This is a genomic window from Vibrio sp. 10N.286.55.E10 (assembly GCF_002872555.1).
Lineage (GTDB): Bacteria > Pseudomonadota > Gammaproteobacteria > Enterobacterales > Vibrionaceae > Vibrio > Vibrio crassostreae.
In genome coordinates this window covers 314,558-336,182 of record NZ_MCSD01000024.1, presented here as the reverse complement: position 1 = coordinate 336,182, position 21,625 = coordinate 314,558, and the positions used below count along the sequence as shown (strand labels likewise).

The 21,625-nt window shown below is 43.9% G+C and carries 24 protein-coding genes; 21 read left to right on the top strand and 3 right to left on the bottom strand.

Annotation, left to right across the window (positions count from 1 at the left end; genetic code table 11):
- The first annotated feature begins 11 nt into the window (after window positions 1-11).
- The 3 genes from nirD (at window position 12) to cobA (ending at window position 2,327) form a co-directional block, all read left to right on the top strand.
- Window positions 12-335: a nitrite reductase small subunit NirD gene (gene nirD, locus BCV39_RS15380; RefSeq protein WP_048662836.1), complete on the top strand. Its 324-nt coding sequence runs from the start codon at window positions 12-14 to the stop codon at window positions 333-335.
- 122 nt (window positions 336-457) lie between these two features.
- Window positions 458-1,273, top strand: a complete 816-nt coding sequence (locus BCV39_RS15375; RefSeq protein ID WP_102433457.1) for a formate/nitrite transporter family protein — start codon at window positions 458-460, stop codon at window positions 1,271-1,273.
- Between the two features lie 277 nt (window positions 1,274-1,550).
- A complete protein-coding gene (cobA, locus tag BCV39_RS15370; RefSeq protein ID WP_102433458.1) occupies window positions 1,551-2,327 on the top strand; it encodes a uroporphyrinogen-III C-methyltransferase in 777 nt (258 codons plus the stop codon).
- 51 nt (window positions 2,328-2,378) lie between these two features.
- Here cobA and BCV39_RS15365 read toward each other — a convergent pair whose 3' ends face one another.
- Entirely contained in the window at window positions 2,379-2,930 is a 552-nt protein-coding gene (locus BCV39_RS15365; protein ID WP_102433459.1) for a DUF4174 domain-containing protein, read from the bottom strand.
- A 249-nt stretch (window positions 2,931-3,179) separates the two neighbouring features.
- On the opposite strand from BCV39_RS15365, the gene BCV39_RS15360 reads away from it, so the two are divergent.
- The 3 genes from BCV39_RS15360 (at window position 3,180) to BCV39_RS15350 (ending at window position 5,781) form a co-directional block, all read left to right on the top strand.
- Entirely contained in the window at window positions 3,180-3,653 is a 474-nt protein-coding gene (locus BCV39_RS15360) for an NYN domain-containing protein (RefSeq protein ID WP_004731130.1), read from the top strand.
- Window positions 3,654-3,733: 80 nt separating this feature from the next.
- Window positions 3,734-4,399, top strand: a complete 666-nt coding sequence (locus BCV39_RS15355; protein ID WP_048660110.1) for a response regulator transcription factor — start codon at window positions 3,734-3,736, stop codon at window positions 4,397-4,399.
- Window positions 4,396-5,781 (top strand): sensor histidine kinase, encoded by a 1,386-nt coding sequence (locus BCV39_RS15350; RefSeq protein ID WP_102433460.1) that lies wholly within the window; start codon window positions 4,396-4,398, stop codon window positions 5,779-5,781. Before BCV39_RS15355 ends, BCV39_RS15350 begins: the two co-directional genes overlap by 4 nt.
- Window positions 5,782-5,992: 211 nt before the next feature.
- On the opposite strand, the gene BCV39_RS15345 is transcribed toward BCV39_RS15350, so the two are convergent.
- Window positions 5,993-7,297, bottom strand: a complete 1,305-nt coding sequence (locus tag BCV39_RS15345; RefSeq protein WP_102433461.1) for a dicarboxylate/amino acid:cation symporter — start codon at window positions 7,295-7,297, stop codon at window positions 5,993-5,995.
- Window positions 7,298-7,857: 560 nt separating this feature from the next.
- On the opposite strand from BCV39_RS15345, the gene BCV39_RS15340 reads away from it, so the two are divergent.
- The 7 genes from BCV39_RS15340 to BCV39_RS15310 all read left to right on the top strand — a co-directional run bounded on the left by BCV39_RS15340 (window position 7,858) and on the right by BCV39_RS15310 (window position 15,074).
- Entirely contained in the window at window positions 7,858-9,975 is a 2,118-nt protein-coding gene (locus tag BCV39_RS15340) for a TonB-dependent siderophore receptor (protein ID WP_102433462.1), read from the top strand.
- 179 nt (window positions 9,976-10,154) lie between these two features.
- Entirely contained in the window at window positions 10,155-10,922 is a 768-nt protein-coding gene (locus BCV39_RS15335) for a DUF3450 domain-containing protein (protein ID WP_102433463.1), read from the top strand.
- Entirely contained in the window at window positions 10,922-12,298 is a 1,377-nt protein-coding gene (locus BCV39_RS15330) for a MotA/TolQ/ExbB proton channel family protein (protein WP_102433464.1), read from the top strand. Before BCV39_RS15335 ends, BCV39_RS15330 begins: the two co-directional genes overlap by 1 nt.
- Window positions 12,298-12,858, top strand: a complete 561-nt coding sequence (locus tag BCV39_RS15325) for a MotA/TolQ/ExbB proton channel family protein (protein WP_102433465.1) — start codon at window positions 12,298-12,300, stop codon at window positions 12,856-12,858. The genes BCV39_RS15330 and BCV39_RS15325 overlap by 1 nt, the downstream gene beginning before the upstream one ends.
- The gene (locus tag BCV39_RS15320) at window positions 12,855-13,259 is read left to right on the top strand and encodes a biopolymer transporter ExbD (RefSeq protein ID WP_004731145.1); all 405 of its coding nucleotides are present in this window, start codon (window positions 12,855-12,857) and stop codon (window positions 13,257-13,259) included. Before BCV39_RS15325 ends, BCV39_RS15320 begins: the two co-directional genes overlap by 4 nt.
- A 19-nt stretch (window positions 13,260-13,278) precedes the next feature.
- Entirely contained in the window at window positions 13,279-13,899 is a 621-nt protein-coding gene (locus BCV39_RS15315; RefSeq protein WP_102433466.1) for an energy transducer TonB, read from the top strand.
- Entirely contained in the window at window positions 13,896-15,074 is a 1,179-nt protein-coding gene (locus tag BCV39_RS15310; protein WP_048662832.1) for a BTAD domain-containing putative transcriptional regulator, read from the top strand. Before BCV39_RS15315 ends, BCV39_RS15310 begins: the two co-directional genes overlap by 4 nt.
- Window positions 15,075-15,198: 124 nt before the next feature.
- Here the strand turns inward: BCV39_RS15310 and BCV39_RS15305 are convergent, their stop codons facing one another.
- The gene (locus BCV39_RS15305) at window positions 15,199-15,519 is read right to left on the bottom strand and encodes a hypothetical protein (RefSeq protein ID WP_057622183.1); all 321 of its coding nucleotides are present in this window, start codon (window positions 15,517-15,519) and stop codon (window positions 15,199-15,201) included.
- A 342-nt stretch (window positions 15,520-15,861) separates the two neighbouring features.
- Between BCV39_RS15305 and BCV39_RS15300 the strand changes: the two genes are divergently transcribed.
- The 8 genes from BCV39_RS15300 (at window position 15,862) to BCV39_RS15265 (ending at window position 21,624) form a co-directional block, all read left to right on the top strand.
- Window positions 15,862-16,491 carry a PepSY-associated TM helix domain-containing protein gene (locus BCV39_RS15300; protein WP_057622184.1) on the top strand — a complete coding sequence of 210 codons (630 nt, stop codon included), beginning with the start codon at window positions 15,862-15,864 and terminating at the stop codon, window positions 16,489-16,491.
- A gap of 71 nt (window positions 16,492-16,562) precedes the next feature.
- Window positions 16,563-17,081, top strand: coding sequence for a DUF2271 domain-containing protein (locus BCV39_RS15295; protein ID WP_102433467.1), 519 nt, complete (start codon window positions 16,563-16,565; stop codon window positions 17,079-17,081).
- A 118-nt stretch (window positions 17,082-17,199) separates the two neighbouring features.
- Window positions 17,200-18,036 carry a DUF4198 domain-containing protein gene (locus BCV39_RS15290; protein WP_102433468.1) on the top strand — a complete coding sequence of 279 codons (837 nt, stop codon included), beginning with the start codon at window positions 17,200-17,202 and terminating at the stop codon, window positions 18,034-18,036.
- A gap of 116 nt (window positions 18,037-18,152) precedes the next feature.
- On the top strand, window positions 18,153-18,488 hold the full coding sequence (locus BCV39_RS15285; protein WP_102433469.1) for a hypothetical protein: 336 nt from the start codon (window positions 18,153-18,155) through the stop codon (window positions 18,486-18,488).
- Window positions 18,485-19,063: a hypothetical protein gene (locus BCV39_RS15280; RefSeq protein WP_102433470.1), complete on the top strand. Its 579-nt coding sequence runs from the start codon at window positions 18,485-18,487 to the stop codon at window positions 19,061-19,063. Before BCV39_RS15285 ends, BCV39_RS15280 begins: the two co-directional genes overlap by 4 nt.
- Before the next feature lie 16 nt (window positions 19,064-19,079).
- Window positions 19,080-20,015, top strand: coding sequence for a zinc ABC transporter substrate-binding protein (locus tag BCV39_RS15275; protein WP_102433471.1), 936 nt, complete (start codon window positions 19,080-19,082; stop codon window positions 20,013-20,015).
- Entirely contained in the window at window positions 20,015-20,749 is a 735-nt protein-coding gene (locus BCV39_RS15270) for a metal ABC transporter ATP-binding protein (protein ID WP_102433472.1), read from the top strand. Before BCV39_RS15275 ends, BCV39_RS15270 begins: the two co-directional genes overlap by 1 nt.
- The gene (locus BCV39_RS15265; RefSeq protein WP_102433473.1) at window positions 20,749-21,624 is read left to right on the top strand and encodes a metal ABC transporter permease; all 876 of its coding nucleotides are present in this window, start codon (window positions 20,749-20,751) and stop codon (window positions 21,622-21,624) included. Before BCV39_RS15270 ends, BCV39_RS15265 begins: the two co-directional genes overlap by 1 nt.
- Window position 21,625 lies beyond the last annotated feature (1 nt).

Genomic DNA, 21,625 nt, shown 5'->3' with positions numbered 1-21,625 from the left:
GAGACGACATCATGGCATTTACCAAAGTTTGTAAGATCGAAGACATTATCCCAGGTACAGGTGTTTGTGCATTGGTTGGTGGTGAGCAAGTAGCTGTCTTCCGCCCAACTAAGGCTGAAGAAGTATTCGCGATTAGCAACACAGACCCATACTTCCAATCTAACGTGTTATCACGTGGTCTGATTGTTGAGCACAAAGAAGAGCTTTGGGTGGCAAGCCCACTTAAAAAGCAACGCTTTAACCTAGCAACAGGTGTGTGCATGGAAGACGAGAACTTCAACGTGAAAGCGTACAAAGCTCGTGTTACCAAGGGTGCTGTAGAAATCTCTGCTTAATCTTTGGATGAGTAAGATTTGATAGTTCAAGGGTTCTAGTTCTCGATATTGCCTTAACTCGGTAACTAGAGCCTTTTCCTATCCAATTTTAACTTTTAATTTTACTTTTTAAGGACAACATTATGTCTCCTGATTACAAACCAGCTGAATTCGTTCAAACGATGATCGATGTGGGTGAAGCGAAAACTAAAACAAGTACTCGCGATCTTCTGATTCGAAGCACTATGGCTGGTATCATCCTTTCTCTAGCGGTTGTTGTAGCAATTACAGCAATGGCACAAACAGGCATTGGTCTTGTTGGCGCACTAGTGTTCCCAGTTGGCTTCGTGATTCTAAGCGTTATGGGTTATGACCTAGTAACTGGCGTTTTCGGCCTTGCGCCTTTGGCTAAATTCGACAACCGTCCAGGCATCACTTGGGGCCGTATCCTACGTTGTTGGGGTATTGTTGGTCTTGGTAACCTTATCGGTTCTTTGATTGTTGCTTTCCTAGTGGCTGTTTCTTTAACAGGTAACTTCTCTCTAGAGCCAAACGCTGTTGCTCAAAAGTTCATTGCTGTTTCTACAGGTCGTAGCTTAGGCTTTGAAAACATGGGCATGGACGGATGGATCACGTGTTTCGTACGCGGTATCTTCTGTAACCTAATGGTATGTCTAGGCGTGATTGGTAACATGACAGCACGTACTGTGTCTGGTCGTGTAGCAATGATGTGGTTCCCAATCTTCATCTTCTTCGCACTAGTATTTGAGCATACGGTAGTAAACATGTTCCTATTCCCACTGGGTATGATTCTAGGCGCTGATTTCGGTATCGCGACATGGTTGAACTTCAACCTTATCCCTACAATCCTTGGTAACATCGTTGGTGGTTTGTTCTTAACATGTGTTCCTTTGTTCCTAACACACGCAAGAACCGCTCCTTCTCTAGGTGCTAAGTAATTCTGAATACGGTGAAACGTAATTTAGTATGAGATTAAGAGCCCCAACAACATGTTTGGGGCTTTTTTAGTTCGAAAGCCCTTATATCATTGCGCAAATTACTCGCAATAGACTGTTTTGTTATAATTACTTCTATCTTCGTTAGTATTTAGACTGAATATTTAATTCAACACCTGATAGTCTAAGGGTTAAGGATTTGGATAAGTCATCATGAATACAGTGACTTATCACATAGATTGAAGCTTGAGATAAAACAAGCAAACCTTCGGAGCACAGCATGTCAGAAGTATCGTCATCGAATGTTAAAGAAGTAACCAAAGGATTGGTTTCATTAGTAGGCGCGGGTCCGGGCGACCCAGACTTACTTACGTTAAAAGCGGCACGAGTGATTCAACAAGCAGACGTTTTGGTTTATGACCGCTTGGTATCAAAGGATATCTTGGCGATGGCTAACCCAGAAGCGGAAATGCTGTATGTGGGTAAAAAGCTCGATCATCACTGCGTACCTCAAGATCAGATCAACCAACTATTGGTCACTAAAGCACAAGAGAACAAGCATGTAGTACGCCTTAAAGGTGGAGACTCATTTATCTTTGGTCGTGGCGGGGAAGAGTGTGAAACACTGGCTGAAAATGACGTTAGATTTGAAGTGATTCCGGGCATCACAGCTGCTGCAGGTGCTACGGCTTATGCGGGTATTCCGTTGACGCACCGTGACCATGCGCAAAGCGTTCAGTTTATTACCGGTCACCTTAAGAAAGACGGCGAAGATATTGACTGGCAATCTCTTGCTCAGCACAACCATACAATTGTGTTTTACATGGGGTTAAAAGAGAGCCCAAACATTCAGAAAAACTTACTGGATAACGGTATGCGAGCTGATATGCCTGTAGCGATCATTGAAAACGGTACTCGCCAAGAGCAAAAGGTTTACCGCGGTGGGCTGAGTGATTTGGCAAGCCTTGCTGCTACAGCAAAGAGCCCTGCACTTATTGTCGTTGGCAGTGTAGCTCAGCTACATGAAAAGCTAGATTGGTTTAACAAGCAAGCTTAATTATTTGGCCTTCTAGTTGTCTTTTTAAACAATTGCTGAACTCATCAAGTATCAAATACTGCAGCGGCTGCTTTGTCGCTGCATTTCTTGTTGGCGCATTGGCATTTCATCGATGATATTGGTGATTTTCTGCCAGTCTGTCTTACCGCTCCACCTGTGTTTCTCTTTTCCGTCTTTACCTATCAAAACAGCAGTATGTGAACCTTTTGGTATTCCATAGCTATCGGTTACGGCTTCTAGGTTAAATTCTTCTTCAAGCCAAGTAGGGACTGTGTAGCCGCTCTCCGCAATGACAATGATAACTACGTCTCTTTCATCCAATTGACAGTTGTTGATCAACACTTCATTGAGAAATTCTTTGACGACGGAATCTTCCTTTGGTGCAAAGTAGATCACGCTACGGTGCGGTAACGGTTTTGAATGTGAATAGGCAGGGTAGGCAAGTACCGAGTGAATGGTTGAGCTCATGACCAATACTGTGCTGATAGTCAGTAGTTTAATCAAGCTAAACCAGACGCGAAAACTTGCCGAATAATTCATTGATTTCGCTGCTTTGGCTGTGTCGATGCTTACGCACGATTTGTTTATTTGTCGGTGTAGCATGGCCAACCTCCCTTGAAAACTCAAAGTCTGAGAATGATTTGAAAGTTACGTAGGGAAGAAAGTTAAGCTCAGAACCATTCGATAAACGTACAACACAAATCAACCTACATTAAGCATAGTTAGGATTACGCTAAACATACGGAGATTTACGTTAACGGAAGGAAACAAGTTCATTTTTATTGAGTAAAGCGACTCGCATTTTATAAGTGAATAGAATAGGGTATACGGAAAATCTAAAGGTATGAATTTATGGAAAACATAGCAATTTTGGTCGACGTTCAGAACGTTTACTACACGACGCGCGACAAATACCGTTCTAACTTCGACTATAACCAGTTTTGGTATGTTGCCACGGAAGGGCGTAACGTTGTTGCAGCTAATGCTTACGCAATCTCAAGCCAAGACCCTAAGCAGCGCCAATTTCATCACATCCTGCGTGGTGTTGGCTTTAATGTGAAGCTAAAACCGTTTATTCAGCGTCGAGATGGCAGTGCAAAAGGTGACTGGGATGTAGGTATAGCACTAGACGCGATAGAGCTTGCTGAGACAGTCGATACGATTGTTTTAGTCTCTGGCGATGGCGATTTCGAAATCCTTGTAGAGCGAATCAAAGAGCGTTTTGGCAAACCTGTTGAAGTGTATGGTGTACCGGGGTTAACCGCTCAAAATCTTATCGATTCTGCGTCAAAATTTGTACCGATCGAAAAAGATTTTCTTCTATAGAAGAAATCAGGCACTTTATAATTGAAATCAATAATAACGATAATTAGAATGCAAACAGTTCTTATTTATCGGTGTGTGTAATGTCTCGCGTTTTAGTTGTTGATGATGATATTCAGTTGTGTGAGTTGCTAGGTGAAGTGTTAGAAAATGAGGGGTATCACGTTGATACCGTTCATTGCGGTGAGTCCGCGCTTGAGTTTATTCAATCGAACCCTGTCGATTTAGTTTTACTCGATGTAATGCTTCCAAACCTAAGTGGTATTCAAGTGGCAAGGCGTATTTGTCAGCGTTTTGCTACTCCCATTCTTATGCTAACCGCGCTTAACGACGATGCCTCAATGCTCGATGGTTATCAAGCTGGAGCCGATCAGTACATCGCTAAACCTTTCAATGTTCCTGAACTCTTAACCCGAATTAAGGTGATCTTGCGCCGAGTGGGTTTTGAGCGTCAGAGACAATCTTTAGCTTCCTCTAATCACGGTTTGTGCGAACAACTCTCTCGTTTGCCATTAACCGGTACTGAAAAAGACTTGCTTGATTATCTTGTTAAAAATGACGGTATCGTGGTTTCCAAGTCTGACCTTCAAGTTCATGTACTTAAGAAAGAGCTGTGTCCTTTCGATCGTAATTTAGATATGCATATCAGTAATATACGTCGAAAATTGGTGCAGGCGGGCCTGTCGAAACAGCACATTAAAACCGTTCGTGGTAAAGGCTACAGTTACCTAGAGTCGGTCGGCGCATGAGTGCCCATCTAATACGTTGCCCGGATTTCATCGCTAAGCGAAAAGATGGATTAACCTTTCAATTGTTTAGTTACCTGACAGTGATTCTAGTGAGCATTTTGATCCTGCAAGGTGTCGCTGAAAGAGCGTTGATGAAGGCTCTGCTAAAGGTCCCTGAGTCCGTTAAAGCAGAAATGTTGGATCTTGCTCATCAAGCGAATGTTTTGATCGAAGAAGGGGACATGGACGAGCTCGCTGACTGGGGTAATGCTCAACGTTATTATTTGTTCGTTATTGACGAGAATAACCGCCCAATTACACATCGACACATGCATCCGCACTTCGAATTTAAATTGAAGTTTCTGCGTACCTTAGACCATCAACTGAGTGACCGTGTGAGTAAGCCAATTTTTGGCTTGCCACTGGATAATGGCAGTACGCTTGTTATTCAACTTCCTCACCAGTTTCACCCCGCAAAATCCTTTGCTCCATACTCCTATATGCTTAAAGCTGTGATTGCCTTGGTGGTATTGTCTCTGTTCTCGATTATCATGGCGAAAAGCCTGCAGCAACCGTTGGATAGATTGAGAGAAGCGAGTCGCAGACTTGCTCAAGGCGATTTTACTGTCAGTGTGGTATCGGAGTTAAATTCCACCACGCGAGAATTCAACGAGCTTGCACACGATTTTGATCATATGACCTTTGAGATTAAATCTCTGGCTGAAAAACAACGTCGTTTGATTCGTGATGTGTCACACGAGTTAAGAACGCCATTAGCAAGGCAAAACCTCGCACTACACCTGCTACGAAGCAAGGTTGATGATAAAAGCATTGGTTTGCTAGAACGAATGGAAAGCGAAACAGAAGAGATGAACAAGCTGGTGGGTGAGATACTTGAATTTAGCCGCTTAGAAACCTCTCGCTATGACTCTAAATTAAGCTTAATGCACCTAGAGCACTATTGCTCGATGTTGATCGCGCAGATGCAAAACGATTTAAAGCCGAATCAAACTTTGATTGGTGACTTAGAGATACCGACATCAATGGTGAGTGTTGATGAGAGACTACTTCTTCGAGTGATCGGTAACTTGGTCGGCAATGCAATTAAATACGCGGGTGAGAGCGCTCATGTTGTCGTGACTACATACGAACAGATAACAGATAAACGTTACAGTGTCATATCTGTGGAAGATGATGGTGAGGGTATTGCTGATAACAAGATTGCGGGTATATTCGACCCGTTTACACGAATTGAATCAGCGCGAGATAAACAGTCTGGTGGCTATGGGCTAGGCTTAGCGATTGTTAAAGAGGCAATGGTTGTTATGAATGGGCATGTAACTGCAGAGAATAGAGAAGGTGGGGGGCTTAGAGTGAACTTGATGTTCCCAATCGCTGATTAGCTTTCTGTTTTTATCTGTCGTGTTCCATAGGTAACTATGATTGAAAGCGTGCTTAGAAATATAACTAATAAATATAGTTTAGAAACATCGCCCAATAAAAAACGCCACTGCAGATGCAGTGGCGTTTTTGTTTATACGCTTTTCATTATCAGCTAAGGCATAGCCATTAATTACGCCTTAGCTTGGAGACGAGAGCGACAGAGAAGCTAGATTATGCCTGTTGGCGTGCTAGCTTAACTTCTTCTTCTTTCTCACCAGCTGCCGGGTCATTGAAGCGAGACTCGTCTAGAGCGCCTTCAGACTTAGCAACGATGATAGTTACGGCACTATCACCTGTGATGTTTACAGCGGTACGAATCATATCAAGAAGGCGGTCAACACCCATGATTAGAGCAATACCTTCAAGCGGTAGACCAACTTGGTTCAATACCATCGCTAGCATAACAAGACCAACACCAGGAACACCTGCAGTACCAACAGACGCCAGTGTCGCCGTTAGGATAACCATTAGGTAATCACCCATAGATAGGTCGATGTTGTACGCTTGCGCGATAAACGCAGTCGCAACACCTTGCATGATTGCAGTGCCGTCCATGTTCACAGTTGCACCTAGTGGAACTGTGAAAGAAGCGACTTTGTTGTCTACGCCCATGCGGTTCTTAGCTGTTTCCATTGTTACTGGAATTGTTGCGTTTGAAGATGCTGTTGAGAATGCAAACATGATTGCATCTTCCATCTTACGTAGGAACGTAATCGGGCTAAGGCCAGTGAATCCTTTAAGCATTGCGCTGTAAGTCACCAGACCGTGCAACAGCAGGGTACCCGCAAGTACTAAGAAGTATTCTGCTAGGTTCCAAATCGCGCCCAAGCCAAGGCCAGAGAACAGTTTCGCCATCAAGAAGAACACGCCGTAAGGAGCAAGGTTCATTAGTAGCGCAACTAGCTTCATGATCACTTCGTTTAAATCAGAGAAAACGGCAGCGATACGTTCACCTGGTTTTCCGGCTGCACTGATTGCGATACCAAACAACACTGCAAATACGATAACTTGTAACGTTTTGCCCTCAGCCATCGCCTGAATAGGGTTGGTTGGGAACATGTCGATGATTACTTGGCCTAAAGAAGGAGCATCCGCTGATTTGAAAGAGCTCGCAGCAGTAAGATCCGCACCAGCTCCAGGTTGGAACAGGTTACCGATAGTAAGTGCTAGAGTGATAGCAACGGCTGTAGTACCGATATAAAGTGCAAGCGTTTTGCCCCCCATACGGCCAAGAGTTGATAAGTCTTTAAGAGAACTTGTACCGCATACTAGTGAAACGAAGACTAGTGGCACAACAAGCATTTTTAAACTGGCGACAAAGATTTGTCCGCCTACTTCAAAGAGTCCGTTAACGATGTAGTTGTTAACAAATCCGCTGTCTGCAAAAAGGGATTGAATGGCAAATCCCGTTAATATACCTACGACCATACCGAGGATTACTCGACCAGTCAGAGACATAGGTTTCTTGGTATTCATTTAGAACACTCCTTATTATTTATAACTTTGATACCTTTTCAAAGTGAGCAGGAGATTAGCAGTCGGTTGTTCAAATCGAAAAACAAAAAATGAGTTTGGAATTATAGATGTGATCAGAATCACTGATAATTGTGTAAATTCAACAAAATCCAACAATATAATTCACTATAATTTTACATTTATCGAGGGTTTTATACATAAACCTGTCGTTTCAAAGGTAGTAAATAAGAAGAGATGATTTTCTTATTGATCGTCACACCTCAAATTGACCTGGCCAATAACGCAGTTTCAAAAAAACTGGATGGCGACAACCACTTTTAAGCGTAAATGTTCTCTAAATATCTGTATTGAAATGGGTTTGTTTAACTTTATAAAAACGCCTTTCCGCCACGCCTTTACAAAACTTTACGAATGCAAAGAATGTAAATTTAATGCAAATGGTAATAATTATCACTTATATTCTCTCCCGAAATGATTCAGTGGTACCGGAAACGGTTCAGCGAGCACATCGAATAACTAACAAAGTGCTCGTCTAAAAGAATAAAAGCGGAGTAAAGGACATGTTTTCAAAGAGCCCATTGGCTTTAGTGATCGGCGCAGTATTAGCTTCACCAGCAGTATTGTCAGAAACAGTAAAAACAGACGAGCATATGGTTGTTGAAGGTCGTGACTACGGTTACAAAGCCGACACGAACACAACAGCGATGCGTATGGAGGCAACTCAATTAGAGACTCCGGGACAAGTTTCAGTAATCGATGAGCAAATCATCGATGAACAGCGTGCTAGCACGTTAGGTGAAGTTCTTAAGAACGACGCATCTGTTGGTGCGGGTTCTAAATCAACTAACCGTGAGCGTTTCACGCTTCGTGGTTTTAATTTGGAGAGTAGCTCTGGTTACCTGCGTGATGGCGTTCAACACTGGTCTCATTACCGCCAACCGGTAGAGCTTCTGGAGCGAGTTGAAGTATTGAAAGGCCCAGCTGGTCTACTTTACGGTAAGTCTGCTCCTGGCGGTCTTGTGAACATGGTTTCTAAGAAGCCAACATATGAAACTCAAGTTAACGTAAGCCAAGATATCGGTTCTGATAGCTACACGCGTACTACCGCTGATGTTAGCGGTTCATTAAATGATGACCAAACTTTACGTGCTCGTTTGATTGTTTCACAAGAAAACCAAGACTCTTACCGCACACGTTTTGATGGCACAGATGTAGAGACTGACCGTTTTGTTGGTGGTCTATTTGTTGATTACGATATCAACGAAGACATCATGTTGTCTGTTCATTACGACCGCACTATTGAAGAGGGCGATTTAGACAACGGTTCTAAAATCGATACTTCTACTGGTAAAGTTATCGACCCTAACACGGTTAATGACCAACGCTTTGCTCAAACGGACAACGACGTTGCAAACTACGGTGCATCTGTAACCGCTAACTTGAACGACGCTTGGTCTGTGAAGACAGGCATCAGCCGTCAGTTCTATGAACGTCAACGTACAGAATCAAACAACACGGTATATAGCGATAAGAGCGGCGGTTACGGCTACAAGGTATCAGACCGTCACGATGAATGGACGTTTGATACGGCTTATGTAGATTTTACTGGTGATTTCGATGCACTAGGTGTAAACCACCGCCTACTTGTTGGTGTGAATGGTCTTCATTATGATTACGAGCGTTTATACGATTCTGGCTACACATGTGTTAACGCAACAGAAGCAGAAGCAGCTGCTGCATGTGGTAACGGTTTTGATATGCCTTCTAACGTTAACTACAAGAACGACAATGAAGTGTCTCACTCTGAAAGCCAACACTACGGTCTTTATGTTCAAGACTTAGTAACGCTGACTGAACAGTGGCAAGTACTTGGTGGCGTGCGTTTCGCTTACGACAAAACGACGAGCAGCTCTAATCAAGAAGAGAGCTACAACAACATTCTTCCTAAGCTTGGTGTGATTTATTCACCAGCGTCTAATGGTTCTATTTACGCGGTTTACTCTGAAAGTTTCGAACCTGTTGGCGAAATCACAGATAAAGATGACGTGAACTTTGGTCAGTCTCAAGACGCTAAGAAGGGCACACTTTACGAGCTAGGTTCTAAATGGGAACTGTTTGATGAGCGTCTGTTTGTATCAGGAGCATTGTTCCAGATCACTCAATCGAACATGCAAGTGACTGAAGACCTAGATCCAGCAAGCAATAACGGCAAAGAGACACGCACAAGCCAAGTTGGTGAGCAAGTTCATACTGGTGTAGAACTGTCGGCTACCGGCTACATGACTGAAGCATTCTCTTTGAGTGCATCAACTATGTTCTTGGATGCTGAATACCAAAATGACCCTGCACTTGAAGGCAAAACTCCAGCTGACGTTCCTGAGTTTACGGCTAGCATTTGGTCTACTTATGCATTCAACAACGGTACTGATGTAAACCTGGGTATTTATCATGTAGGTGAGCGTTACACAGAAAGCGCTAACACATTCAAAAAAGATGCTTACACTCGTGTAGACATGGGTGTGTCACATACAATGAAGTATGATGAAAACCTAGATTTCGTTGCACGCTTCAACGTAGAAAACTTGTTTGATACTGACTACCTTGAAGGCGGCAGCACGAGCAACGTTGTTGTCGGCGAAGGCCGTAACTACATGGCGACTTTACAGGTAAAATACTAATTTGTTAGTAGGGTACTATTAATAGCTTAAATATTAAGGGGAAGGTTTCGACTTTCCCCTTTCGTGATTCCGCTATTTAATAAAAATATCCCTAGTAATGCGAGTGACTTTTAATGATAATGAGACTGCTTATCAATAAAATTCATTTGACCTTCTTCTTATAGTAAATGACTACAATTATGAATCTTTTAAAAACTAGCCTAGCGCTTGCCATCAGTTTGGTTGCAACGTCTTCGATGGCAAACAGCTTGGATCAAGCTCAATCAATTCAAAACAAGACCAATAACGCGTCGGCTTCGAGCCAAAAGATTATTGATAAAAGCTCACAAGCGACTTTAATGCTGCAAGCTGAGATTGAGCGTCTGCAAGAAGAAGTTAAAAACCTAGAAATCTATCACGATCACCTTGCTGCATTGGTTGAAAGCCAGAATCGAGAAGCTCAGAGCCTTGAAGGGCAGATCGACGAAATCAAATACACACGTCAAGGTGTTGTGCCTCTGATGTATCAGATGATTGATGGTCTTCAACAGTTAGTTGATAACGATGTGCCAATCAAGAAAGAACAGCGTTTAGAAAGAGTTGAAAAGCTGCAAGCAATGATGACTCGTGCTGACGTGAGTGATGCAGAAAAGTATCGTCGTATCCTAGAAGCTTACCAAATCGAGATGGACTACGGAATCAAGCTAGGTGCTTATCAAGGTCGAGTAGCATTGAACAGCGACAGAACGATTGAGGCTGATGTATTGCATTTAGGTCGTATCTCATTAGTTGCTCGTAATCTAAACGGCAGCCAATACTGGTCTTGGAATCAAATACAAAACCAATGGCAAGAGCTAGATTCTTCGATGAAATCTGAGTTAGATAAAGCTTACGACATTGCTAGCCAACAAGCTGCACCAAGCCTAATTACTTTACCTGTTTCTCTAACTGTTGCGGAGGTTAAGTAATGAACTTAAAGCCATTAGCAGTATTGCTTTGCATCACGTCTATTTCCTTTTCTGCTTTCTCTGCTTCTGATTCAACGGCTCAGTTGGTTAACAAAGCGAAGTCAGAAAATCGTACTCAAGCTTCTCACAATGTGGTTCGTGAAGCCGATTTTAAAAAGACTGAACAAGAGCTGAAAGCGATTAAAGCACAGCTTGAAGCGAAACGTACCTCGATTCAAGGCGCGACAGATGTTCTGACTCAAACATTCAGTGATAACGAAAACAAGCTTGCTCGCTTAGAAGAGAAGCTGCGTTTAGAAACCGGTAGCTTAGGCGAGTTGTTCGGTGTCGTTCGTCAAAACGCAAAAGAACTAGGCGCAGAGCTTAGCTCAACAGTAAACAGCGTTGATCGCGCTGAGCACACAGCGACCGTTGACCAAATTATCGATGCTAAATCCCTGCCATCAATGCCACAACTTTCTGGTTTGTGGATGAGCATGGTTGAGCAGATTCAAGCGAGCTCTGAGCTTAGCAAGTCTCAAATTGCATTCATTAATGGTGAAGGTAATACACAAACTGTTGATGCGTATCGTTTAGGTTCGATTGGTCTTGTGACGGATCAAGGTTATGTTAGCTGGAACACTCAGCGTGAAGATGCGATTGCGTATCTGAAACAGCCATCGAATGGTCCAACATTGGCATCGCTTTCTACATTAGCAAATGGCGACGTGTCTAACGTGGTTGTCGATCCTTCTCGTGGGTTCATGCTAGAGCAACTAGCGCTAACGCCAAGCTTAACTGATCGCCTTGAAGCGGGTGGTGTTGTTGGTAAAGTGATTCTTGGCTTACTTGCAATCGGCCTAATCATCGCATTGGTTCGTGGTGTTTCATTAGCTATCGCTCGTCAGAAAATTCGCGCACAACTTAAGAACCCTGAACAAGCAGGTGATAACCCACTAGGCCGTGTTCTTGCAGTGTACAACAAAGAACAAAACCAAACGGTTGAAGCGTTAGAGCTGCGACTTTTAGAAGCGGTAGTGGATGAGCAGACTCACCTAGAGAAAGGCCTATCTATGCTTAAGCTATTGGCGGCACTTGCTCCAATGTTAGGTCTTCTAGGTACTGTAACCGGCATGATCGAAACATTCCAAGTGATCACACAGTTTGGTAATGGCGACCCTAAAGTAATGGCGGGCGGTATTTCGATGGCGCTTGTAACGACGGTACTTGGTCTTGTTGCAGCAATGCCTCTTCTACTGGCACACAACATTCTTAGCACTCAGGCTGAAAACATTCGCAATATTCTTGAGAAACAAGGTATTGGTCTTGTAGCCGAGCAGGCAGAAAAAACGGTTGAGTCAAAAGCTGTCGTTTCACCAGTTGGGACTGCTGCGTAATGGATATTTTGTCGGGTTCTCTATTACCAGCGAGTTGGTTAACGAGTGACTGGCTGCTGTCTTTATCAAGCTTTATGGAGCAGGGCGGTTTCGTTCTGTGGTGGCTAGCGGCTGTCGTCCTAGTGTATTGGGTGCTTGTGGTAGAACGTGTGCTTTATCTTGCGTTCTACTTTCCAAAGCAGCGCCAAGCTTGGATTACTAAGTGGCATGAAAGAGAAGATCACTCTTCTTGGCATGCCAAAGCCATTCGCGAAGGTTGGTTAGGGCAAGCGAGTATCTTACTTTACCAAAACTTGAACTTTATTAAGCTGTTAGTCGCTATTTGTCCGATGTTGGGTTTGTTAGGTACCGTCACCGGTATGATCTCTGTTTTTGATGTGATGGCGACTCAAGGAAGCAGTGACCCTAAATTGATGGCTTCAGGTATCTCGTTGGCAACACTGCCAACCATGGCGGGTATGGTTGCTGCATTAGCGGGCATGTTTGTTCATGCTCGTTTAGCGAAAGTGTGTAACCGCTTAGAATTGAAATTAGAAAAATCTTTAAGGAGTCAACGATGAGACTCGGTCGACGTCATTCAAAAAACGAAGAGGCTCAAATAGACCTTACTTCGATGCTTGATATTGTATTTATCATGCTTATTTTCTTTATTGTGACCAGTTCATTTGTTCGTGAATCAGGGGTTGAAGTCAATCGCCCACAAGCTTCTAACGTAGTAAGCCAAAAGGATGCGGGCATCTTTGTTGCGATTACTTCTGCTAACGACATCTTTATCGACAAACGTGTCGTAGATGTTGAACGTGTCCAAGCAACGTTAGAACACTTGTTGCTAGAACAACCTGATGCTTCTTTGGTTATTCAAGCGGATGAACACGCTTACAACGGTACGGTTGTTAAAGTGATGGACGCGGCTAAAGGTGCGGGTGTTAAAAACATTGCGCTTGCTGCTGAAAAGCGATGATCTTGGAGGATCTTCATAAATGATTCGCCTATTTCTTGCTTTACCGCTGGCGGGTGCATTGGGCCTGGCTCTATTTTCTTTCATGGCTTGGATGGTCGATAATGGCCATCAACGTTCACCAGATGATAGCGAGACGTTGAGTTTCAACATGGTGATGGTTGAACAAGAACAAGAAGTTCAAAGAAGACAACGTGCCGTCCCTGAGAAACCAGAAATGCCAGAGCCACCACCAGAAGCGCAAACGTCTCAGTCACAAGCTGAAGTCACGCCTCTGAATTCGATGTTTTCACTGCCTTCATTGGATTTGAATACATCGGTTGATGGCTTAGCGATTAACGCACCGACATTTTCTGATTTTGGGTCAAACCAACAGGCAATGCCTCTGTATCGAGTAGAACCTCGTTATCCGCCGAAAGCGCTGAAGCGCGGCGCTGAAGGCCATGTCATTATGTCTTTTACCATCGACGAAACGGGACGCCCAATGGACATTCAAGTCACTGACGCAAACCCACGTCGTATGTTTGAACGTGAAGCGATGAGAGCACTTAAAAAATGGAAATATCAACCAAAAGTTGTCGATGGAAAAGCGATAGCTCAGGTTGGTCAAACCGTGAAACTAGAGTTTAAGTTGGCAAAATGATGAAACAGATATGGATATTAGTGGGCTTGTTGTTAATGCCCCTTACAACACAGGCGCAAGAGCTGACCCAATATACTGCTATTCGTGTTCAAAAGGCGCATAAGCTTGCTCAAGATGAACAGGTTAAACAGGCGATTGACGTACTTGCAGGATTGGAGCTTTCGAAAGGCTACGACAAAGCGTACGTAGCTCGCATGCTTGGTGTGTTTTACTGGCAAGATGGTAAAACCGACACGGCAATTAAGCAGCTTACTTATGCGGTCGACAGTAATTTACTGGTGGATGAACAGGCTTGGGTAACGAAACGCATGCTTGCTGATCTATTACTAAACGATCAGCAGTTTAAAAAAGCGCTTCCGCACTATTACGAGTTAGTAAAAACTGCGCCAGAAAAGGAAAAGAAAGACACACTTTGGATGCGAATTGCACAAGCTGAATATCAAATTGAAAACTGGTCAAAAGTACTGGTGGCTATTGGTAATCGCGACAAGTTCAATTCAAAACAAGAGCTATCACCTTTATCGCTAAAATTGGGTGCTCAGCTACAGTTAAAGCAGTGGAAACAGTCTATTCCGACACTGGAAAGCCTCATTGAACTTCAACCAGAGAAAGATAACTGGTGGCGTCAACTTGTTGGTATTCAGCTAAGATTAGAACGTAATCGTGATGCATTGAACACGCTAGCGTTGGCTGATCTACAAGGTGTTGAGTTGAAAAACTCAGACCGTAGATTACTGGCTCAGCTTTATGCTAAACGAGGCATTCCAGAGAGAGCAGCACAAGAGATCGCTAAGTTAGATGATGCGAACAACGATGTTCAACTTCTGGCTGAACAAGCAACCTACTGGCAGCTAGCGAAAGAATGGGACAATGCGATTGAAGTGTGGACGTTAGCGTCTAAAAAAGACACTCAGTATCATTGGAATGTGGCTCAGCTATTGGTTCAGCAAGGTTACTACGACCGAGCTCTGGTTGTTTTAGATAAAGTGAAAGACAAGAACAAGCAAGCCGATGTCGCTTTAGCGAAAGTACGTTCATGGTACAAGCTAAAGAATCTTGATAATGCTCTCGCTCAAGCGAAACGTGCGAACAACATTGAACCTTCTTCTGAAGCAAAAGGTTGGATTAAATATCTGACTCAGTTAAGAACAGTGAGTGATAACGGCAATGTCTAATTGCTGTTAACACAACAGAAGAGAAGAGAAAGTAACAAATAGAAAAGGGTGTCATTTGATGGTTCAAGTGACACCCTTTTTGATTTTTCAGTTAGAGCTTACCTAGTTTTACAGTTTGGTTTGACTAAGGATCGCACATTGTCCCACTAGGCGTTGCACTTTGAATCACACCGCTAGTGTCGACAACCCAATTAATGGTGCAGTCACGATAAGGGTTTTTAAAGGCATGCACTGTATAACCATTGTCTAACGGCTTCTTGGTTTCAATCCAAGCATAGTTTCGAGATGCCCAAAAACTGATAGGGCGTGACCGTTCGGTGAGATAACGTTCTTGTACATCGGTTATGTCTGAACCGATGTATTGTTGAATATGTTCTTCCGTGCTGGCTATTTGGCTGGTACACGCCGTTACTAGCGCAGCAAAAGCCAAAACAATAATACGCATTTCAAATCCTTTTAAGCTTAATTAGCTATCATCAAACCAGTGATCAAATAGTCCCAACTTTCTATCCTTAAAGCCACAACTGTTATCTTAAACCAACCTCAATCAAGCATGTTGAGATTCAGGTTTTTTAGCTTTGATCCTGTTATGGACAACCTCTAACAGAACGAATCAAATCCCTTAAGTACACGTTAGCAAGAATATGCATATAGTTCGATTATTTCCCATGTAATGTTATGTAAATTTCCTTACGCCACTCGGCAAACGTAAACAATGTAAATTGAATGCCAATACGAATGATTATCAACTAAATTGTCGCCATAAAATTTATAGGTATTGGTTTGTATGTCGTTAAAAAGTAGGGCGGTTCAATCATGGGCTCGTCGACTTCATGTTTATATTTCAATGGCACTTCTGTTCGTTGTTCTTTTCTTCTCAGTGACAGGTATCACCTTGAACAGACCTGAGTTATTTGAATCAAGCCAACCCAATATTCAACGCTCTACTTTAGAGCTTCCTACGAGTTTGTTCACGATCCAAGACGGGCGATTAAAAGCCGACGAGACAGCCTTTGAAACGTTTCTGTTTGAAGAAGCCAATCTGTCTGGTGTTCCTTCAGGTTTGGACATCTACGCAGAGATTGAAGGCGGTGAGTTGCTCATCGGTGAAGTGTCTATGGACTTCAAAGGACCAGGCTACAACGCTTCCGTGTTTGTTGACGTTACGTCTGAATTTGTAGAAGTCGAAACCACGAATTACGGCGTTATCGCATTGTTGAACGATCTACATAAAGGTCGTAACAGCGGTGAAGTATGGAAATGGTTTATCGATATCACTGCGCTACTGATGATCTTCTTTGTGCTGACTGGCGTGTGCTTACTGTTACCTAAGAAAAAGACGCTTAATACTTCCATCAAATGGACGGTGTTTGGGTCTGCAATCTCACTTGTTATCTATTTTGTCGCCGTGCCTTAACGCTTGATTCGATTGATGAATCGGATTGAAAAACGAACTTAAGGTTAAACGGATTTAAAAGGTTGTTAAACATGAAAAAAATGAACAGGAGCAAGGCGCTTCTTGCTTTATCTCTTTTGCCAAGCCTAGGTATGGCACAAGTGATCCCTGATACGGCAAAACTTGATGTCAGCTTTGAGCTTCCAAAAATCGATACCTCTATGTATGCGCGTCCTTATGTGGCGGTATGGGTAGAGAACAGCGAACGAAAGTCCGTGAAAACCATCGAGCTTTGGGTCGGTAAAGACGAATGGCTTAAGGATCTGCGTAGCTGGTGGAGAAAGGTTGGCCGTTACGATCGTGAACTGGTTGATGCTGTAACGTCTGCAACCCGTCCTGCTGGTCAGTACCGTTTCGTTTGGGATGGCAAGAGCGACAGCGGTGAAACGTTAGAACAAGGCGAGTACACGGTTCATATTGAAGTGGTTCGTGAACACGGTGGCCGTAACTACCTTCGCCAAAAAGTATCACTCACAGATTCAAACGCGTCTTACGAATTAAAAGCAACGCAAGAGACGGGTGTAATCGCCCTGAACTACATCGCTAAATAGTAAGTGCGAACAGTAACTAGTAAGTACGAACTAAAACCAAGCTGAACAGAATAGACAGTGGTCATCGTAGGCTCAGATAGAGCGACACGGCTAACAATTATAAATAATGGAATTGAACATGATGAAACAGACAAAAATCAAAGCACTTGCTCTAGCGGGTGTGATGGTATTCGGCCTAGCAGCAACGACAACGGCACAAGCTCACCCACGTTGGATTTTGCCATCTCACTTCACGGTATCTAAAGAAGGTGGTGATTGGCTAACGTTCGACGTTACTGCGTCTCACGGTACGTTTGTTTTTGATAAGCCTGCTGGCAGCGAAAATGCGCATGTCATCATGCCTGATGGTCGCAGCGAGCGTCCTAACTTTGTGATTCGTGGCAAGCGTCGTTCAATCTTTGATTTCTATTTTGAAGAAGAAGGTACACACAAAGTGGCGATCAACAACCAGCCGTCTTACTACACGCAATACAAAGCGGGTCGCCGTGACACGGTGAAGTGGATTAAAGCAAACAAAGCTGAGCGTGACTCTGTTCTTCCTGAAAAATCACGTGACGTGGTAACACAAATCAGTTTCACTCGCGCAGAAAGCTACATCACGGTAGGTAAGCCAACGGATTCAGTGTTCAAAATTGAAGGCAAGCTTCTTGAAATGAAGCCAGTGACTCACCCTTCAGACATCGTTGAAGGCGAACCTGTAACATTCCAGTTCTTCTACAACGGTGAAATCCAGAAAGACGTGAAAGCGGAGATTACTCGTGAAGGTACGCTTTACCGCAACCACCAAGAGCAGATTGATGTGGTGAGTGATGAGAACGGTGAAATCACGTTCACTCCAGACGTCGCGGGTCGTTACGTAATGAAAGCGAACTACAAAGGTGAGTTGATTGACAACCCACTGGCAGACAAAGCAAGTGCGAACGTTCACCTAACGTTCGAAGCTCTGCTTCAATAATCTGTGATGTCGGGGCTCGATCCCTGATTAAGCAACCAAAAAACTTAAGGGCTCATTTGAGCCCTTTATCGCTCAGTTTACTACTGAGAATTTGCACTGTGGCTAGGGTACGAACCATGACAATAAAAACAAAACTTAACGCATTAATGACTCCTTGCTTGGCTCTGGGACTTGGTTTCGCTGCATTACCTGCACAAGCACACTTTCCATTGATGAGCTGCTGGTTTGAAGGCAAAACTGTGGCTTGCGAAGCGGGCTATTCAGACGGCAGTAAAGCTATTGATTACGCGGTTGAGATGTACGACTACGAAGACAACTTGATTGCAAAAGAGATGACGGATAAACGCTCTATCGTTGAGTTTCCAAACCCTGAGACTGAGTTTTACCTTGTGTTTGATTCAGGCCACGAGTTTCCTGTTGAAGTGGACGTTGTTGAGATCAGCGAGAAATGATGATTCAAGGTGTACGTGCTGACACGGGCGGCAGAGAAGGCAAATGGGTAGGGCTGTTCATTGTGTTCATCCTGAGCTTTGCCACGGTTGCTATCCCATTTCATCAAGCAGAATCGCATATCAAAGCGGTACTTGATCATCAAATCTTAGTGACCGATGTCGAGCAAGAAAACTTGGCGATGTTATCAGAGCTGCGTTTAGCGCATGAAGAGATTCGTGACCTGCGTATGGACTCAGACGGTGAATGGCCAAGTGTTACGTCACTTAAAGATGAATGGGTCGCGCCATTTGTTGAAGACCAGAGTTGGAAGCGCAAAGGTTCTCATACTTGGTTATTGGACGAGCGTGGTTATTACTTTTCTACGCCAAGTGAATATGCTGCACAAAGTGATCATGGCTTCGCTGACTCCTTTATTTTGAACGCCAACAGTGTCTCTCCTGAAATCTGGATTTTCTTTGGTGGTGTAGCTACACAGCCAACTACTTTTGACCAACACACGCTTGAGTCTACGGGTTGGAAAATGGTCGTGAACGAATCAGAAATTGAACAGCATCATGAAAGCGATGCTCACTAATAATAAGAGAATTACTATGCGAATTATGACTCTATTGATGTCGTTATTGGCGGTGTTAATGACACCCAATGCATTGGCAAAAGAATACAAGGTCGACAGCGATAAGCTGACGATTGGCATAACCCTTCAGCCTTACTACAGCTATGTAAAAGCCGTGGTGGGTGACAAAGTGAACATCCTTCCTTTGGTTGATGCCGGCTTTAATCCGCATAATTACTTGCCACAACCGAACGACTTGAAACGTTTGAGCCAGATGGACGCTATCGTGGTAAACGGTATTGGCCATGATGACTTCGCACTAAAAGTAATCTCAGCCGCGCAACGTGATGACTTGCTGGTGATCGAAGCGAACAAAGAAGTGCCTTTACTTCCAGCATTAGGCCAATCTGTGGGTCAAGGCGCGGTGAATCCGCATACGTTTGTTGGACTTTCGACAACAATTCAAAAGGTTTACACCATTGCGAGTGAGGTATCTAAGCTCGACCCTGACAACGCGGCTTTTTATCGTAAGAATGCACGTAAATACGCAAAGCAATTTCGCTTTATGAAGCGCGATGCGATGTTGTCATTAGGTGAGTTAGATACATCAGGCATGAAGGTTGCGACTACGCACAACGCTTATGGCTACATCCTTCAAGAGTTTGGTGTTGATGTCGCTGCGGTAATCGAGCCAGCACACGGTGTTGAGCCAAGTGCTAGCCAACTTCAAGAGACGATCGAGAAGATCCGCGCATCGGGTATTGATGTTCTGTTCTACGAGTTAAACATGCCAAACCGTTTTGTTGACACGATTGAAGCGGAAACTGGCGTTCAGCTTTATCGTTTCTCTCACATGACCCACGGCGAATATGAAGACGACAAAGTCGAAGTTGAGATGAAGAAGAACCTAGAAACGTTAATCGAAGCCATGAAATTTGCGGCGGCGAACCAAGCTAAAAGCGGGAACGCATAATGTTAGGTCCATCAATCTCAATTAATAAACTCGGTCTGCAATACGATAACAACGTAATTCTTGATGATATCTCGCTCGAGCTTAAAGCGGGTGAGTGTCATGTGATCATGGGGCCAAACGGCGGTGGTAAAACTTCATTACTCCGCTCTGTGCTTGGTCTTACGCCTTTCTCTGGTCAAATCAATATCCACTGGCCAGATAAGCCGAGTATTGGTTACGTTCCGCAAAAAGCGACTTTTGAGTCGAGTTTACCTTTGACGGTCATGGACTTCGTACTGCTTAATCAAACGCGAATCCCGTTGTTTTGGCGTCGAAAATCTAAGCAATTGGATCTTGCACTCGCACAATTAGATCGCGTTGGTATGGCGACACGTAGCGACCGCCGTATGGGACAGTTGTCGGGTGGTGAGCAGCAACGCGTGCTGTTTGCTCAAGCGTTATTGGATAACCCGAGCTTACTGGTATTAGACGAACCAACGACGGGCATGGACGAGCAGGGCGTTCGTTATCTTGAATCGCTGATTCGTGAGTGTGTTAATGAAGGTCGTACGATTCTTGCGGTACACCACGATGTCACCGCAGTTCGTCGACTCGAAGCGAACGTACATGTTGTGAATCGATTCTTGGTTGATAGTGGCCCACACGAAGAAGTCTTACACCCAAGTAAAATCGAGAGCCTATTCCAGCACTACAGCAGTGGCTCTGCCATGACTAAATCTCAGGAGGTTGCGTAATGGATTGGTTACGACAACTTGCCATTAGTGGTGTTGAAGCGGGTTGGTTATCAGACAGCTTCATGTATGCCTTTATGGTGAATGCTTTGGTTGCAGCGTTATTGCTTGGCCCTCTGTTAGGTGGTCTTGGTACTTTGGTGATTGCCAAGCGTCTGGCTTTCTTCTCTGAGGCAGTAGGCCACGCAGCATTAACCGGTATCGCTATTGGTGTTTTACTTGGCGAACCACCAGAAAACCCAATTATTGGTCTGTTTAGTTTCTGTATGATCTTTGCTTTGCTTCTTCATTTTGTAAGAAACAGAACCAACGTGCCATACGACACCTTAGTTGGTGTGTTTCTAGCGCTAGCATTGGCAGTAGGTGCGGCATTGCTGATGTACGTGGCACGTAAGATCAATATCCACATGCTTGAGAACGTGTTGTTTGGATCGATTCTGACGGTAACAGACCAAGACTTAGCAATTCTCGCAGGCAGCTGCGCGCTCATCATTTTGCTCTTGATACCGACATTCAACCGTATTCTCCTTACTTGTATCAGCCCTGATATTGCCAAGGTGCGCGGTTACAATACCAGCTTTTACGATTACTTGTTTGTCATGATGATCACCTTAGTGACAATTGCGGCCGTGAAGATCGTGGGCGCGGTTTTAGTGGGTGCGTTGTTGCTGATTCCAGGTGCGACCGCTCGATTGCTGACTAAACGCATGGGGAGCTTTGTACTGCTTTCAGCATTACTCGCAACCACCGCGTGTTTGGTCGGAACAGTATTACCGATGGAACTTAAACTGCCAGTGCCATCTGGTGCTTCAATCATCATCGTTTCTGCAACATTTTTCCTAGCGGCAACGCTATACCGAATTGTAAGAAAGGCATAAT